This is a genomic window from Pseudomonas sp. WS 5051 (genome assembly GCF_012985715.1).
In the GTDB taxonomy this organism is placed as follows: domain Bacteria; phylum Pseudomonadota; class Gammaproteobacteria; order Pseudomonadales; family Pseudomonadaceae; genus Aquipseudomonas; species Aquipseudomonas bubulae.
In genome coordinates this window covers 59668-75351 of the sequence record NZ_JAAQWV010000014.1, presented here as the reverse complement: position 1 = coordinate 75351, position 15684 = coordinate 59668, and the positions used below count along the sequence as shown (strand labels likewise).

Sequence of the window (15684 nt, the reverse complement as noted above, 5' to 3'; positions counted from 1 at the left end):
ATTAACGCGGTTCAATGCCGTACAGGCGTTGCATGCGTCGCTCAAAAATTCGGGCCAGGGCATTGAGGCTCCAGCCCACCAGGCCGATGACCACCATGCCGAACAGCACCAGGTCCATCATGAAATGCTCGCTGCCATCGATCAGCGTGTTGCCGATGCCCTCCCCCGACACCAGCAGATATTCGGCGCCGATGGTCGCCAGCCACGAGTACACCAGCGCCAGATACAGCCCGGTGAAAATCGAGGGCAAGGCGGCGGGCAGCATGACTCCGACGATGGTCTGCCAACGGCTGAAGCGGTAGACCCGCGCCACTTCCAGCAGGTTGGGCGGCACATTGCGCAGGCCGTCGCAGGTATTGACCACCACCGGCACCAGGGCCGCCAGTGACAAAAACACCACCTTGGCCACATCGCCCAGGCCGAACCACACCGAGATCAGGGGGATCCAGGCGAACAGCGAAATCTGTTTGAAGGTGTTGAAGCTCGGGCCGACCAAACGCTCGAAATAGTGCGACAGGCCCAGCAGGCAACCCAGCACCAGGCCCAGGGTGGTGCCGATAAAAAAGCCGCTCAGGTTGCGCGTCAGGCTGGCGCTGATGGCCCGCCAGAACTTGCCCGAAGCGATCTGGTCCCAGGCCGTGGCCGCCACTTTCTCCGGTGAAACCAGCAGCCCGGACTGGCTCCAGCCCATATGCGAAGCCAGCCACCACAGGGCGACGGCACTGATCGGCAACACCCAGCCGCGATAGCGACGGCTGCTGCCATGACTGATAGCCAATGCGCTGCTCATGACAGGCGCCCCGCTACCGGTGCGCGGCCACGATTAAGGCGGCGCTCGGCATAATCAAAACCACGGTCGATCACCAGGCCGATCGCCCCGACCACCACCACGGCGGCCATCACCAGATCCAGCTGGAACAGTTGGCGACCATAGACAATCAGGTAACCCAGCCCTTCGCTAGACGCCACCAGCTCAACCACTACCAGCGACAGCCAGGCCTTGGTGAAGCCCAGGCGCAGGCCGGTAAACAGGGTCGGGATAGCCGCCGGCAACACGATAAACACCACACTCTGCCAGCGGCTGAAACCATAGGCCCGCCCTGCTTCCAGCAAGCCCTTGGGCGCCTGGTGGAAAGCCTGCAAGGTGCATAGGGTGATCGGCACCATCGCCGCCTTGGCAATCAGCACGTACTTGAGCGGCTCGCCGATGCCGAACAGCAACAAGGCAAACGGCAACCAGCCCAACACCGGGATTTGCACAATGGCATTGAAGGTGGGCAGCAGATAATCCTCGACGGTTTTCGACAACCCCATCGCCAGCCCCAGCGCCACACCGATAGCGCCCCCCAGGGCAAACCCGACGACTACCCGCTGCAGGCTGGCGGCAGCATTTATCCACAGGTCGCCAGAAGCAAAGAGATCCGACAGGGTTTCGTAAACATAGGCTGGTGGCGGCAAGACCTGCTCTGACAGCCAGCCCTGCTCAACCCCCAGATACCACAGGCCCAGCAGGGTCAGCGGCAAGAGCCAGGGCAAGCTCCGGTCACCCAGGGTCGTGGCCCAGGCCGAGGTGCGCGGCACTTCGACCTTGCGTACCGGGCGTGCCGGGGCCGGTGGCAAACGCTTGACGTTGCCCTTGGGTAGCGCCGGTGCGTACTGCTGCGGTATGACGGTCTGTGCCCTGGCCATATGCCTGGCTCCTTTGTTGCTACTACAAAAAACGGAGTCCCTGTGGGCTCCCACAGGGGTATCCCCATAAGGGTATGCAGTTACTTGCCCGCTACCGCATTGCCGGCGGGCTGTTTGCCATCCACGCCATAGGCCGTCCAGAAGCTCTCCAGGCCCTTGGCTTTCAACGCGGTCTGCAAATAGTTCGGCTCAAACCAGCCTTCGATACTCACCGGGCGGCGGATCAGCTTTTCGTCCTTGGCCTGCTCTGCCACTGCCTGGTAGCGACTCACCAGAAAGGTGTCGATCAGCGGCGAATTCCGGTCTCGCAAACTCACCCCGGTAAAGTCGGCGCGCAGTGAGTCCACCGGGTCATTGCTCTTGGCCCACTCGCTGAACACCTCATCACGATGGCTGTCTTCGGACGCCCATTTCGCCGCATCCACCAGGGTATCGACGACTTTTTGCACATTGCCCGGGTGCTCTTTTTCATAGGCACCGCGCACCACCAAGGCGGTCTGACGGGTGTAGCGCACATCCTGGGCAGGGTTGTCGTAAACGATGTCGATCAGGCCCTTGTCACGCAGCTTGAACAGCTCACGACCACCGAAGGCCGCATCCACGCCATTGGAAACCAGGGCTGCCTGGGTACTGCCGGCATCGAGGTTGATCACCTTGATATCGCGCTCGCTCATGCCGTGCGCTGCCAGCAGGTTGATCGACACCAGATGACCGTTGGTGCCGCGAAACACCGCGACCTTCTTGCCTTTGAGGTCTTCGATGGTCTTGATGTCAGAGCCCTTTGGCACCGCCAGATACAGGTTGGCCCGCACCCCCAGTGCTGCCAGCAGTTTGGTGTCCAGCCCGTTGGAGCGCCCGACCACCGCCGGCAGATCACCCTGATAGGCGAAGTCCAGCTGCTGGTTGGACAACGCTTCGTTGACCGCAGGGCCAGCGCCTTTGAAGAAGAACCACTGCACCTCGGTGCCGGTGCCGGCGAAGGCTTTTTCCAGCAGTTGCTGGTTACGCACGATGCCCAGCGGCGAGCCACTGAACGTGACCGGATCACCGCCACCGGCGCTCGCCACACCGACGCGCAACACATCGGCCTCGGCCAGCGGAACAGCCATGACCGCCGCCAGCACGGCGGCAATGCGGGTCTTGCGCAACAGGGCATTTACTTTGAATGTGGCCATGGGCAGGTCTTCCTTGAAGCAATAAGGCGCGGCCCGTCAGGCGGCGAGGTGTTTTTTGTCGGCTTCGGTTTTCGGCGAGCGGGTGTCCGGGGTCGGCTTGAGCGCCTGGCTCAGGCGGCCGTCGACACCCACCGGCACATCGCCGTCGATGGTGGTGCGACGTACGATGCGCGGGGCATCGCCGTAGTCGTTGATCGCAATATGCTGGGTGGCGCGGTTATCCCAGATCACCACATCACCTTCCTGCCAGCGCCAGCGCACGGTGTTGTCGACATGGGTAATGCGGTCATGGAACAGGCGAATCAGTTGCTTGGAATCGTTGCTGCTCACACCCTGAATATCTTTGACAAAGTGGCCCAGCAACAAACTTCTTTCGCCCGATTCCGGGTGAACGCGAACCAGCGGATGTTCAGTTTCATAAACTTCGGCAGTGAACTGTTCGCGATAGCGCTTGAGACCGGACTCATCGGTACCGCGAGGCGTCGCATAGTCATAAACATTGGTGTGCAGAGCGCGCAAATTGTCCGCAAGTTGCTTTAACGGCTCGGGTAAATCGTTATAAGCCGATGCGGTATTGGCCCACACTGTGTCGCCGCCATAGGGTGGAATGACCACACCGCGCAAGATGGAGATTTTCGGGTAATTGGCCACAAAGGTCACATCGGTATGCCAGGAGTTGGCGCGGGTTTCCTTGGCGTCCAGGTGCAGGATGGCGGAACTTTGCTCGGCAGAGCGCACGGTCGGGTGGGGCACCTGATCACCGAAGCGGCGGGAAAATGCTTCGTGCTCGGCGTCGCTTAAATGCTGGTCGCGAAAGAACAGGACTTTATATTTCAACAAGGCCTGATGAATAAACTCGAATGTTTCGCCACTGATATCACCGCCCAGTTTTACGCCTTCAAGTTGTGCACCAATTCGACCCGCTACGGGTTTTACTTGAATAGTCATCGCCCCACTCCTGCTTCACGAGTTGTTGTGAACAGATCATAAAGGCATAAAAACTCGGACAGCCAATCACTTTTTAGTCTAACGATAGATGAGCAGTTTTATAGAACATGTCCGGTGTTAGCGGCGTTAAATGGTTATAAACTTTTCAGTTGTAAGTTAATAACCCTTTCAATTATTCACCTGTTTGCCTGGCTCGCGCATAACCGCTTTACGACGTGGCAACCGGCCATTGAGCAGCGGTGGAGCGAGACTCTTCCCCGATTTGGACAGGCGCAAGCGAGCGGAATTACGCTCGGATGTTTCACGGGAATGAAAGCGAATCGTCGTACGAATCACCTGATTATCTCTAGCTAGGCTCACAGAACTGACCACCCTTCTTTGGTTTGGTGGCTTAAATTCAGGAGCGCATATGAACAACGCAGAACACTTAACCGCCCAATGGCACTTGCAAAAGAAACGGGCAGAGGTCAGCGTAATTACAAACGTCATTACACGAGTCAAAGCCATGGCCTCCATCAACATTCGCATTGACGATGAACTCAAAGCCCGCGCTTACCAGGAACTTGAGCGCCTGGGTGTCACCCCCTCTGAACTGGTCCGCCAGGCATTTCAGTACGTAGCCGAACGCGGCCAACTGCCCTTTCGCCCCATGCTGGTAACCGAAGAAGACGAAGCCCTCATCAACACTGTGCGCGAACGCCTGGCGGCACCACAAAGGGTCAAGGTAACACTGGATGACCTTTGATCTTGAGTTTGAGTTTGACCAGCGCGCACTCAAGGAATGGCACAAGCTCGCAGACCGGTCAGGCAGCAATTCAAGAGCAAACTGTCAGAGGTGTTGCTCAACCCCCGCGTTGAAGCCAACCGGCTGCGCAAGCTGCCCGATTGCTACAAAATCAAGTTACGCAGCGCGGGTTACCGACTGATCTATCAGGTCATTGATCAAGAGGTTGTGGTGTTCGTCGTCGCCGTTGACAAGCGCGAACACGAGACCGCGTATCGCAAGGCGCAAGACCGCTTGAAGTAAGCCACCCCATTAAAGGCAAGCGCAAATCCAAAGCCCTGTAAAATCCAGGTTTTCAACTGGGTCAACACCTCTGGCATATGCCTTGCACCCTCGCAGTATGCTTTTGCCAAGGTGCTGCCTCCCATGAACGAATCACTCGCCGGGCCTCTGGCCTGGGTCAACGGCAGCGATGCCCCGGAAAAAACCGAAATCAATCTCGGTTTTATGGCCCTCAGCGATTGTGCCTCGGTGGTGGTGGCCGCCACTCAAGGGTTCGCCCAGCCCTTCGGGCTGACGCTGAACCTCAAGCGCCAGTCGTCCTGGGCCAGCCTGCGGGACAATCTGGTGAACGGCCAGCTCGACGCCGCCCACAGCCTCTACGGGCTGATCTACGCCGTGCACCTGGGCATTGGCGGCGTGGCGGCCACCGACATGAGCGTACTCATGGGGCTTAACCAAAACGGCCAGAGCCTCAACCTCTCCCACGGTTTACAGGCCCTGGGCGTGACCCGTCCTGAGGCGCTGCAACAACACGTGCACCAAAGTCGATCGAAACTGACCTTCGCCCAGACTTTTCCCACGGGCACTCATGCCATGTGGCTGTATTACTGGCTGGCGAGTCAGGGCATTCATCCGCTGCAAGACGTCAACAGCGTAGTGGTACCACCGCAACAGATGGTTGCGCACTTGCTGGCAGGTCGCATTGACGGCTTTTGCGTCGGCGAGCCGTGGGCTGCCAGCGCGGTTGCACAGAATATGGGGTTTACCCTCGCCACCACCCAGGCGCTGTGGCCCGATCACCCGGAAAAAGTCCTGGGCTGTACCCGGGCGTTTGTCGAGCAGTACCCCAATACCGCCCGGGCGCTGGTGATGGCGATCCTGGAAGCCAGCCGCTTTATCGAGCAGAACGACGAAAACCGGCGCAGTACCGCGCAGTTGCTGAGCGCCCCCGAGTACCTGAATGCACCCGTAGAGTGCATCGCGCCGCGTCTGCTCGGCGACTACAACGACGGCCTGGGCAAGCACTGGCAAGACCCGCACGCCCTGCGTTTTTATGGTGACGGCGAGGTCAACCTGCCGTACCTGTCCGATGGCATGTGGTTTATGACCCAGTTCCGCCGCTGGGGCTTGCTGCGCGAAGACCCGGACTACCTCGGTGTTGCCCGTCAGGTTCAGCAATTGGCCCTGTACCGCGACGCGGCCAACGCCGTTAAGGTGCCGGCAGGTGCCGCAAACATGCGCAGCAGCCAGTTGCTCGATGGCAAGGTGTGGGACGGCTCGGATCCCGCAGGCTATGCCCGAAGTTTTGCGCTGCATGCCATGAGCACCCGCGCTCCTCTTGCTGCCCGTCGTTGACTGGAGCCACCCCCATGCTGCGTATCTTGCTGATCAACGACACGGCGAAAAAAGTCGGCCGCCTGAAAGCCGCGCTGAGTGAAGCCGGATTTGAGGTAATCGATGAATCGGGCCTGACCATCGACCTGCCTGCTCGCGTCGAAACGGTGCGCCCGGACGTGATCCTGATCGATACCGAGTCGCCAAGCCGCGATGTGATGGAGCAAGTGGTGTTGGTGTCTAGGGACCAACCACGACCGATTGTCATGTTTACCGACGAGCACGACCCAGGCGTGATGCGTCAGGCGATCAAGTCAGGGGTTAGCGCCTACATTGTCGAAGGCATTCACGCACAGCGCTTGCAGCCAATTCTCGATGTGGCCATGGCTCGCTTCGAAAGCGACCAGGCCCTGCGCGCCCAACTGCATGCCCGCGACCAGCAACTGGCCGAGCGCAAGCGCATCGAACTGGCCAAGGGTCTGCTGATGAAGATGAAAAGCTGCAACGAAGAAGAGGCTTACACCCTGATGCGCCGCCAGGCCATGAGTCGCCAACAAAAACTGATACAGGTGGCGGAACAGATCATAGCCATGAGTGAGCTTCTGGGTTGACCCATGATCCTCCTCAATTGGCACAGTTTTCGCTAAGCAATCCTTACCGGTAACCAACGGCGGTTGCCCCATCTACGACAGAGACGTCGCTCCCCTGATTCGCCCATGGCGGATCCGGCAGCGGCGTTTTTTCGTTTTGGCCCCAGCGACCGGGGCCGGTGGTGCGGCCGTTACGGCGCCCCATCGCAACTCTTCTTCTAAAAACGATCAACCGTTGAGGTGCGCGATGAATTCAAGCTTCTGGAAGTCCGGCCATACTCCAACCCTGTTCGCGGCGTTTCTGTATTTCGACCTGAGTTTTATGGTCTGGTATCTGCTCGGCCCACTGGCCGTGCAAATCGCCACCGACCTGCACCTGACCACGCAACAGCGTGGGCTGGTGGTGGCCACGCCGATCCTCGCGGGGGCCGTGCTGCGCTTTGTGATGGGCCTGCTGGCTGATCGCCTGTCTCCCAAAACCGCCGGGCTGATCGGTCAGGTCATTGTTATTGGTGCGCTGTTTGTGGCCTGGAAGCACGGTATTCACAGCTACGAGCAGGCTCTTTTGCTGGGGCTGTTTCTGGGCATGGCTGGCGCCTCGTTTGCCGTTGCGTTGCCGCTGGCCTCGCAGTGGTATCCACCGCAACACCAGGGCAAGGCAATGGGCATCGCCGGTGCAGGCAACTCTGGCACGGTGTTCGCTGCGCTACTGGCCCCGGTGCTGGCAGCGGCGTATGGCTGGAGCAATGTGTTCGGCTTTGCCCTGATCCCGCTGGTGCTGTGCATTTTCGTATTTGCCTGGCTGGCCAAAAACGCCCCGGAACGGCCCGTGGCCAAGTCCATGAGCGATTACTTCAAGGCCCTGGGCGACCGCGACAGTTGGTGGTTCATGTTTTTCTACAGCGTGACGTTCGGCGGCTTTATCGGCCTGGCCAGCGCCCTGCCCGGCTACTTCAATGATCAATACGGACTAAGCCCGGTGACGGCGGGTTACTACACAGCCGCCTGTGTGTTTGGCGGTAGTTTGATGCGGCCGCTGGGCGGTGCGCTGGCGGATCGCTTCGGCGGTATTCGTACCCTGTTGGGGATGTACACCCTGGCGACCATCAGCATCGCCGCCGTAGGTTTCAACCTGCCAAGCTCCTATGCAGCACTGGCGCTTTTCGTCTGCACAATGCTGGGATTGGGTGCAGGTAACGGGGCAGTTTTCCAATTGGTGCCTCAGCGCTTTCGTCGTGAAATTGGCGTTATGACGGGCTTGATCGGCATGGCAGGCGGCATCGGTGGTTTCGCCCTCGCAGCAGGCATGGGCGCGATTAAACAAAGCACCGGCAGCTATCAATTGGCCTTGTGGTTATTTGCCAGCCTTGGCGTACTGGCCTGGTTTGGCCTGCACGGGGTCAAGCGCCGCTGGAGAACAACGTGGGGCTCGGCTGCCGTGACCGCTGCCCGAGTGTGAGGCTGCGATGAGTCTGCAACTGAGTTTCGCCCACGCCAGCGCCATCGGCCCTCGCGCAGAGAATCAGGACGCACTGCGCGAAGTCACGCCTGTGCCCATACTGGCGGCAAGCAAGGGGCATTTATTTGCCATTGCCGATGGCGTCAGCCAATGCGCCGATGGCGGCCTGGCCGCCCGTTCGACGTTGCAGGCACTGGCGCTGGACTACTACGCCACACCAGAAACCTGGAGCGTCGCCCAGGCACTGGAGCGTTTGCTGCAAGCGCAAAATAGCTGGCTGCGGGTCAATGGCGGCGGGCAACCGCTGCTGACCACGGTAAGTGCTGTGGTCATGCGTGGCAGGCGTTTTACGTTGGCCCATGTGGGTGATTGCCGGGTCTACCGCTGGCACGCCACAACCTTGCAGCGCATCAGTGAAGATCACGTCTGGGACCAGCCGGGTATGCAGCATGTGCTCAAGCGGGCGCTGGGGCTGGATCAGTATCTGGTGGTGGATTTTCTGGACGGCGAACTGCAACAGGGCGAGACCTTTGTGCTGCTTAGTGACGGTATATGGTCGACCCTGGGCGATACCGCCATAGCCGCCCTGTTGCGTGATCTTCCCGACCTGCAAAGCGCCGCCAGCACGCTGGTGAATGCCGCGCATCGGGCAGGCAGTCAGGACAATGCCAGCGCTCTGCTGGTGAGGGTCGACGCTCTGGGGGAAAGCGCCATCGGCGACGCCCTGGCGCAACTGCAGCAATGGCCACTACCGCCCGCGCTCAAACCGGGGCAACACTTTGAAAACTGGCAGGTCGAAAGCCATGTTGGCCAGAGCCAGCAATCACTGCTCTACCGGGTGCGGGATGCGCAGCAACAGCCCTGGCTACTGAAAACCCTGCCGGCCCATCTGCACGACGATCACCTGGCAGGGCAAGCGCTGCTATCGGAAGAATGGTTCCTCAAGCGCGTGGCGGGTCGTCATTTCCCCGAGGTGCACCCCGCCAGCCAGCGTCAGCATTTGTACTACGTGATGCGTGAATATCCAGGCACCACCCTGGAAAATCTCTATACCACGCGCGGGCCTCTGCCCCTGGCACAATGGCTGGATCTGGCCGAGCGCCTGTTGCGAGCTGTGGGCCTGTTACACCGACGGCAGATTTTTCATCGCGATATCAAACCGCACAATCTGTTGCTGGGTGACGACGGTGAATTGCGCTTGCTGGACTTTGGGCTGGCCTACTACCCCGGTCTGTCGGAGGATCTGCCATCAACGTTGCCCGGCACACCCAGTTATCTCTCCCCGGAAGCCTTTCGCGGCGAAAAACCCAGCCCCGGACAGGATCTCTACGCCGTGGGCGTGACGCTGTATTACCTGCTGACCGGGCATTACCCCTACGGAGAAATCGAAGCATTTCAGCGTCCGCGCTTTGGTATGCCTGTCAGCGCCAGTCGTTATCGACCCGATCTGCCGGAGTGGATTGTCCATAACCTTGGGCGCGGGGTTGCCGCCAATCCGGCGCAACGCTTTGAAACGGCCGAAGAATGGCTGCTACAACTGGAGCAGGGTGAGCGCCAGAGCTTGAGCGTGCGCCCCCGGCCCTTGCTGGAGCGCGAGCCGTTAAAGGTATGGCGGACGGTGGCATCAGTGTCGTTGTTGATAAATCTGGTGCTGATATTTTTGCTGTCTCACCCATAAAGGTGTTCGCTACAGGGCAAGCGGCGCCCCAATAACGGGCGAGGCGCATTGCATCGGTGCACAAAAACACCCCGCGAATATCCAGACATCGTGTAAACACAGGCTCTTGTCAACTTGGCACAACCACTGCATTAGCAAATCCATCAAACATAAAACCCGGTCTTCAACGACGAATACCAGGTTTCCCGAGAGAACGGGACAAGGACAAAGGCGTCCTCGCTAGGCAACTAGCGGGACGCCTTTTTTTGTTTTTGCACAATGTGTCGAGCAAGGCCGCAATGCCCCCCAGAAGGCCGGCCTTGCTCGCGGAGAACCTGATGAAAAAACTCAAACTGGTGATGATCGGCAACGGCATGGCCGGGGTTCGCACCCTGGAAGAGTTGCTCAAACTGAGCAACGAGCTGTACGAGATTACGGTCTTCGGCGCCGAACCTCACGCCAACTACAACCGTATCCTGCTCTCGCCCGTTCTGGCCGGGGAACAGACCTTCGAGGAGATAGTGCTCAACGATCTGGACTGGTACCTGGACAACAACATCAAGCTGCTGCTCAACCGCAAGGTGGTGCAGATCGACCGGGCCAGGCGCCGGGTTATCGCCGAAGACGGTACCGAAGCCGAGTACGACCGTCTGCTGATTGCCACCGGCTCTACGCCCTTTATCCTGCCGATCCCCGGCAACACCCTGGACGGTGTGATCGGCTACCGCGATATTGCCGATACCCAGGCGATGATCGATACCGCCAAAACCCATAAACACGCGGTGGTCATCGGCGGCGGACTACTGGGGCTGGAGGCAGCCAATGGCCTGATGCTGCGCGGCATGCATGTGACCGTGGTGCATATCGGCGAATGGCTGCTGGATCGCCAACTCGACCCGATCAGCGGCCAACTGCTGCAAAACGCCCTTGAAGCACGCGGCCTGCATTTTCGCCTGCGCGAACAGACCAATGCCCTGCACGATGCTGGCAATGGCCGGGTGGGCTCGGTGGAGTTCAAGAACGGCGAGATCATCCCTGCAGATCTGGTAGTGATGGCTGCCGGTATTCGGCCCAATACCGAGCTTGCCGAGCAGGCGGGCATCCCCTGCAATCGCGGCATTCTCGTCAACGACACCCTGCAAACCTACGACCCGCGCATTTACGCCATCGGCGAATGCGCCAGCCATCGCGGCATCGCTTACGGCCTGGTGGCGCCACTGTTCGAGCAGGCCAAGGTCTGCGCCAACCACCTCGCGCAACTGGGTTTTGCCCGCTATCAGGGCTCGGTCACGTCGACCAAACTGAAGGTCACCGGCATCGATCTGTTCTCGGCAGGCGACTTTATGGGCGGTGAAGGCACTGAAATCATCACCCTCAGCGACCCGATCGGCGGGGTCTACAAAAAGCTGGTGATCAAGGACGACATTCTGGTGGGAGCCTGCCTATACGGCGACACCGCAGACGGCGGCTGGTACTTCCGACAAATCCGTGAGAATCACGCCATCGGTGAGATCCGCGATCATTTGATGTTTGGTGAAAATGCCATAGGCGATGTCGGCCATCAGGGCCAGGACAAGGCCATGAGCATGGCCGACACCGCCGAAATCTGCGGTTGCAATGGCGTGTGCAAGGGCACCATCGTCAAGGCTATTCAAGAGCACGGGCTGTTCAGCGTTGATGAGGTCAAAAAGCACACCAAGGCGGCCAGCTCCTGCGGTTCATGCGCGGGGTTGGTGGAGCAGATTTTGATCAACACCGTGGGGGGCGCGGCGGACGTCAAACCCAAAAGCGAAAAAGCCATCTGCGGCTGCAGCGACCTGAACCACGGACAAATCCGCCGGGCCATTCGCGAGCAACATTTGCTGACCATCGCCGACACCCAGCGCTACCTGAACTGGCGCTCGCCCAACGGCTGCGCCACCTGCCGCCCGGCGCTCAACTACTACCTGATTTCCACCTGGCCGGGAGAGGCCCGCGATGATCCGCAATCACGGCTAATAAACGAAAGGGCCCACGCAAACATTCAAAAAGACGGCACCTATTCCGTCGTCCCGCGGATGTGGGGCGGCGTCACCAACCCCTCCGAGCTGAGGCGTATTGCCGATGTGGCCGACAAGTACAACGTGCCGATGGTCAAGGTTACCGGCGGGCAGCGCATCGATCTGCTGGGGATAAAAAAACACGACCTGCCGGGCGTGTGGAAGGATCTGGACATGCCCTCGGGGCATGCCTACGGCAAATCCATCCGCACGGTAAAGACCTGTGTGGGCAGCGAGTTCTGCCGCTTCGGCACGCAAAACTCGACGCAACTGGGCATCGAACTGGAACACGATCTGTTCAATATGTGGTCGCCGCACAAGGTGAAGTTGGCAGTGTCCGGTTGCCCGCGCAACTGTTCGGAAGCAGGCATCAAGGACGTAGGAATTATCGGCGTGGACTCAGGCTGGGAGATGTATATCGGCGGTAATGGCGGGATCAAAACCGAGGTTGCCGAGTTCTTCGTCAAGCTCAAAACGGCTGAAGAAGTCCGCGAGTACAACGGTGCCTTTTTACAGTTGTATCGCGAAGAGGCCTTCTACCTCGAGCGCACCGTGCATTACCTGCAACGGGTCGGTATGGAGCACATCAAAAAGGCTGTGCTTGAAGACCCCGAACGGCGCAAGGCGCTCAATGATCGCCTGCAGTTTTCCCTGTCGTTTGAGCAAGACCCGTGGAAAGAGCGCCTGGTGCAGCCGTTGCTGAAAAAGGAGTTCGAGGTCATCCCCGTGAACAATCTGGAGGTGCCGGCATGAACTGGCTCGATATCTGTTCACTTGAAGAAATCAACACCCTGGGCTCACGGATCATCAGCGGACCGAAGGGTGATATCGCGATTTTTCGCACAAGCGACGACGAAGTGTTCGCCCTCGACGACCGCTGCCCGCACAAGGGCGGCCCGTTGTCCCAGGGTTTGATCTACGGCAAGCGCGTCGCCTGCCCGCTGCACAACTGGCAGATCGATCTGCAAAGCGGCGAAGCCCAGGCTCCGGACATCGGTTGCGCCCACCACCATCAGGCGCGGGTGGAAAATGGCCGTGTGCAGTTGGCCCTGCGGGACGCAGGCTGATGAGCCGCCAGATCACCGCCTCCACCTGCTGCTACTGCGGGGTCGGCTGCGGCGTGCTGATCGAACATGATGGCGAGCGTATTCTCGGCGTCAGCGGCGATCCGGCGCATCCGGCCAACTATGGCAAGCTGTGCAGCAAAGGCTCGACCCTGCACCTGACCGGCGACCTCAATGCCCGTGCGCTGTACCCGCAACTGCGCCTGGGCAAGGCACTGGCCCGTGGTCGCAGCGACTGGGACAGCGCCCTTGATCACGCGGCCAATGTGTTCGCCGCCACCATCGCCGAGCACGGCCCCGACAGCGTGGCGTTTTATATCTCGGGGCAGTTGCTGACCGAGGATTACTACGCCTTCAACAAACTGGCCCGGGCGCTGGTGGGCACCAACAATATCGACAGCAATTCGCGGCTGTGCATGTCCTCGGCCGTGGTCGGCTACAAACGAAGCCTGGGCGCCGATGCGCCGCCTTGCAGCTATGAAGACCTGGAGCTGAGCGATTGCGTGATGATCGTCGGCAGCAATATGGCCTACGCACATCCGGTACTGTTTCGCCGCCTGGAGGAGGCAAAAGCCCGACGTCCGCAGATGAAAGTCATCGTTATCGACCCGCGGCGTACCGATACCTGCGATCTGGCCGACCTGCATCTGGCAATTTTACCGGGCACCGACGTCGCGTTGTTTCACGGGATTTTGCATTTATTGCTGTGGGAAGACTGGGTCGATCGCGACTTTATCCAGGCCCACACTCAGGGCCTGCCCGAGCTGAAAAGCCTGGTGCGCGATTACACCCCACAGATGGTCTCGCAATTGTGCGGCATCAGCGTCGAGCAACTGCAGCAATGCGCCGAATGGGTGGGCACCTCGCCAAGTTTTTTATCGCTGTGGTGCATGGGCCTGAACCAGTCCACCGCCGGCAGCGCGAAAAACAGCGCCCTGATCAATCTGCATCTGGCCACCGGGCAAATCGGCCGCCCGGGTGCAGGGCCGTTCTCGCTTACCGGTCAGCCCAATGCCATGGGCGGGCGCGAAACCGGTAGCCTGTCCAACTTGTTACCCGGCCATCGTGATGCGGCCAATGCCGAACACCGGGCCGAAGTCGCCGCTTACTGGGGTGTTGAGCAACTGCCACAGAACACCGGCCTGAGCGCCATCGAACTCTTTGAGCAAATGGCCAGCGGCAAGGTCAAGGCCGTGTGGATCGCCTGCACCAACCCCGCGCAATCCATGCCGGACCAGACTGCCGTGCGGGCGGCGTTGCAGGCCTGCCCGTTTGTGGTGCTGCAAGAGGCGTTTCACACCACCGAAACCGCGGCCTTCGCCGACCTGCTGTTGCCCGCCGCCAGTTGGGGGGAAAAGGACGGCACAGTGACAAACTCTGAGCGGCGTATTTCCCATGTACGCAAAGCCATTCCGGCACCGGGGGAAGCCCGTCCGGACTGGGCAATTACGGTGGATTTCGCACAGCGCCTGGAAAAACATCTGCGTCCCGAGCACAGCAGCCTGTTTGCATTTGAAACTGAAGCCCAGGTGTTCGACGAATACAAGCACCTGACCTCTGGCCGTGATCTGGACCTGTCGGGTATCAGCCATGCAGTGCTCGATGCCATCGGCCCGCAACAGTGGCCTTTCCCGATAGGGGCCCGTGAAGGCACTGCGCGGCTGTATCTGGACGGGGTATTCCCTACCGCCACCGGTCGTGCGCAGTTCGTGGCCGAGCCCTACCGCGCCGCCAAGGAGCAGCGCGACGCACGCTTCCCCCTCACGCTGATCACTGGTCGCCTGCGCGACCAATGGCACGGCATGAGCCGCACCGGCACGGCCGCGCAATTGTTCGGTCACGTCAGCGAAGCGGTGTTGAGCCTGCACCCGGACGAGTTGCGCCGTCATCGCCTGCAGCCCGGAGATCTGGTCAGCCTCAAGAGTCGGCGCGGCGCCGTGATTGTTCCAGTCAGCAGCGACGACAGCGTGCGCCCGGGGCAGGCGTTTTTGCCGATGCACTGGGGTGACCGCTTCCTCAAGGGCGGGGTCAACACCTTGACCGTGCCAGCGTTTGACCCGCTGTCCAAACAACCGGAACTCAAACACAGCGCCGTGCGCCTGGAACCGGCGCAATTACCTTGGCACCTTTTCGCCCTGATCGAGGGTGATGTTCAACAGAACTTCGAGACACTGCGCCAGCTCTGCGAAACCTTTTCGTACGTCAGTTTCAGCCTGACTGGCCGCGAGCGCCCTGCGTTACTGATCCGTGCCGCCAGCGCCAGCGCACCCGATCCGCAACTGCTACGCGAGATTGATCAATGCCTGGGGCTCAACGAGGGGCCGGTACTGGCTTACGACGACCCGCGCCGCGCCATTGGCAAGCGGGTGCGCATCGAGCACGGAAGCATCACTGCGATTCGTCTGGCGGGCGAAACCCTGGCACGGCACTGGCTGCAAAACCTGTGGCAGGAAGGCCGCGCCGACGAGCAATTGCGCCGCTGGCTGCTGGCGCCACTGAGCGCGCCACCGGGCAACGCCAACGCCCCGACCGCTGGCAACTCGATTGTGTGCAATTGCAAGAACGTCAGTCAGAGCGTGATTGAGGCTGGCATCGCCCAAGGGCTGGACTTGCAGGGACTGAAAAGATCGTTGGGCTGCGGGACGCAATGCGGCTCCTGTGTCCCGCAAATCAAGCGCTTGCTGACTGCCCAGGCGCAGCCGGTCGCCATTAACCCGTGAGG

12 protein-coding genes and 1 pseudogene are annotated in these 15684 nt (G+C 60.2%); 9 read left to right on the top strand and 4 right to left on the bottom strand.

The window, feature by feature from the left end; translation table 11 throughout:
- Position 1: 1 nt before the first annotated feature.
- From HBN79_RS19260 to HBN79_RS19245, 4 genes are all read right to left on the bottom strand, one after another.
- The gene (locus tag HBN79_RS19260; protein ID WP_095002506.1) at positions 2-790 is read right to left on the bottom strand and encodes an ABC transporter permease; all 789 of its coding nucleotides are present in this window, start codon (positions 788-790) and stop codon (positions 2-4) included.
- On the bottom strand, positions 787-1689 hold the full coding sequence (locus tag HBN79_RS19255) for an ABC transporter permease (protein WP_095002505.1): 903 nt from the start codon (positions 1687-1689) through the stop codon (positions 787-789). Before HBN79_RS19255 ends, HBN79_RS19260 begins: the two co-directional genes overlap by 4 nt.
- An 80-nt stretch (positions 1690-1769) precedes the next feature.
- Positions 1770-2864 (bottom strand): ABC transporter substrate-binding protein, encoded by a 1095-nt coding sequence (locus tag HBN79_RS19250; RefSeq protein ID WP_095002504.1) that lies wholly within the window; start codon positions 2862-2864, stop codon positions 1770-1772.
- 36 nt (positions 2865-2900) lie between these two features.
- Positions 2901-3812, bottom strand: a complete 912-nt coding sequence (locus HBN79_RS19245) for a TauD/TfdA family dioxygenase (RefSeq protein WP_095002503.1) — start codon at positions 3810-3812, stop codon at positions 2901-2903.
- A gap of 505 nt (positions 3813-4317) precedes the next feature.
- On the opposite strand from HBN79_RS19245, the gene HBN79_RS19240 reads away from it, so the two are divergent.
- The 9 genes and pseudogenes from HBN79_RS19240 (at position 4318) to HBN79_RS19200 (ending at position 15682) form a co-directional block, all read left to right on the top strand.
- Complete coding sequence (locus tag HBN79_RS19240) at positions 4318-4557, top strand: type II toxin-antitoxin system RelB/DinJ family antitoxin (protein WP_095002587.1); 240 nt, start codon at positions 4318-4320, stop codon at positions 4555-4557.
- A pseudogene (locus HBN79_RS19235) lies at positions 4547-4839 on the top strand (type II toxin-antitoxin system RelE/ParE family toxin). The gene HBN79_RS19240 and the pseudogene HBN79_RS19235 overlap by 11 nt, the downstream one beginning before the upstream one ends.
- 123 nt (positions 4840-4962) lie before the next feature.
- Positions 4963-6174 (top strand): CmpA/NrtA family ABC transporter substrate-binding protein, encoded by a 1212-nt coding sequence (locus HBN79_RS19230; protein ID WP_169917046.1) that lies wholly within the window; start codon positions 4963-4965, stop codon positions 6172-6174.
- Positions 6175-6188: 14 nt separating this feature from the next.
- Complete coding sequence (locus tag HBN79_RS19225) at positions 6189-6764, top strand: ANTAR domain-containing protein (protein ID WP_019827366.1); 576 nt, start codon at positions 6189-6191, stop codon at positions 6762-6764.
- Positions 6765-6990: 226 nt separating this feature from the next.
- Positions 6991-8202 (top strand): nitrate/nitrite transporter, encoded by a 1212-nt coding sequence (locus HBN79_RS19220; RefSeq protein ID WP_095002501.1) that lies wholly within the window; start codon positions 6991-6993, stop codon positions 8200-8202.
- Between the two features lie 7 nt (positions 8203-8209).
- Positions 8210-9880: a bifunctional protein-serine/threonine kinase/phosphatase gene (locus tag HBN79_RS19215; RefSeq protein ID WP_169917045.1), complete on the top strand. Its 1671-nt coding sequence runs from the start codon at positions 8210-8212 to the stop codon at positions 9878-9880.
- A gap of 317 nt (positions 9881-10197) precedes the next feature.
- Positions 10198-12651 carry a nitrite reductase large subunit NirB gene (nirB, locus tag HBN79_RS19210; RefSeq protein ID WP_095002499.1) on the top strand — a complete coding sequence of 818 codons (2454 nt, stop codon included), beginning with the start codon at positions 10198-10200 and terminating at the stop codon, positions 12649-12651.
- Positions 12648-12965, top strand: a complete 318-nt coding sequence (nirD, locus tag HBN79_RS19205; RefSeq protein ID WP_095002498.1) for a nitrite reductase small subunit NirD — start codon at positions 12648-12650, stop codon at positions 12963-12965. The genes nirB and nirD overlap by 4 nt, the downstream gene beginning before the upstream one ends.
- On the top strand, positions 12965-15682 hold the full coding sequence (locus HBN79_RS19200; protein ID WP_095025636.1) for a nitrate reductase: 2718 nt from the start codon (positions 12965-12967) through the stop codon (positions 15680-15682). The genes nirD and HBN79_RS19200 overlap by 1 nt, the downstream gene beginning before the upstream one ends.
- Positions 15683-15684: the final 2 nt, after the last annotated feature.

What these genes read in the sequence shown, in the direction of transcription:
- HBN79_RS19260 (WP_095002506.1), bottom strand. Translation starts at nt 790, where the DNA reads ATGAGCAGCGCATTGGCTATCAGTCATGGCAGCAGCCGTCGCTATCGC.
- HBN79_RS19255 (WP_095002505.1), bottom strand. Translation starts at nt 1,689, where the DNA reads ATGGCCAGGGCACAGACCGTCATACCGCAGCAGTACGCACCGGCGCTA.
- HBN79_RS19250 (WP_095002504.1), bottom strand. Translation starts at nt 2,864, where the DNA reads ATGGCCACATTCAAAGTAAATGCCCTGTTGCGCAAGACCCGCATTGCC.
- HBN79_RS19245 (WP_095002503.1), bottom strand. Translation starts at nt 3,812, where the DNA reads ATGACTATTCAAGTAAAACCCGTAGCGGGTCGAATTGGTGCACAACTT.
- HBN79_RS19240 (WP_095002587.1), top strand. Translation starts at nt 4,318, where the DNA reads ATGGCCTCCATCAACATTCGCATTGACGATGAACTCAAAGCCCGCGCT.
- HBN79_RS19230 (WP_169917046.1), top strand. Translation starts at nt 4,963, where the DNA reads ATGAACGAATCACTCGCCGGGCCTCTGGCCTGGGTCAACGGCAGCGAT.
- HBN79_RS19225 (WP_019827366.1), top strand. Translation starts at nt 6,189, where the DNA reads ATGCTGCGTATCTTGCTGATCAACGACACGGCGAAAAAAGTCGGCCGC.
- HBN79_RS19220 (WP_095002501.1), top strand. Translation starts at nt 6,991, where the DNA reads ATGAATTCAAGCTTCTGGAAGTCCGGCCATACTCCAACCCTGTTCGCG.
- HBN79_RS19215 (WP_169917045.1), top strand. Translation starts at nt 8,210, where the DNA reads ATGAGTCTGCAACTGAGTTTCGCCCACGCCAGCGCCATCGGCCCTCGC.
- nirB (WP_095002499.1), top strand. Translation starts at nt 10,198, where the DNA reads ATGAAAAAACTCAAACTGGTGATGATCGGCAACGGCATGGCCGGGGTT.
- nirD (WP_095002498.1), top strand. Translation starts at nt 12,648, where the DNA reads ATGAACTGGCTCGATATCTGTTCACTTGAAGAAATCAACACCCTGGGC.
- HBN79_RS19200 (WP_095025636.1), top strand. Translation starts at nt 12,965, where the DNA reads ATGAGCCGCCAGATCACCGCCTCCACCTGCTGCTACTGCGGGGTCGGC.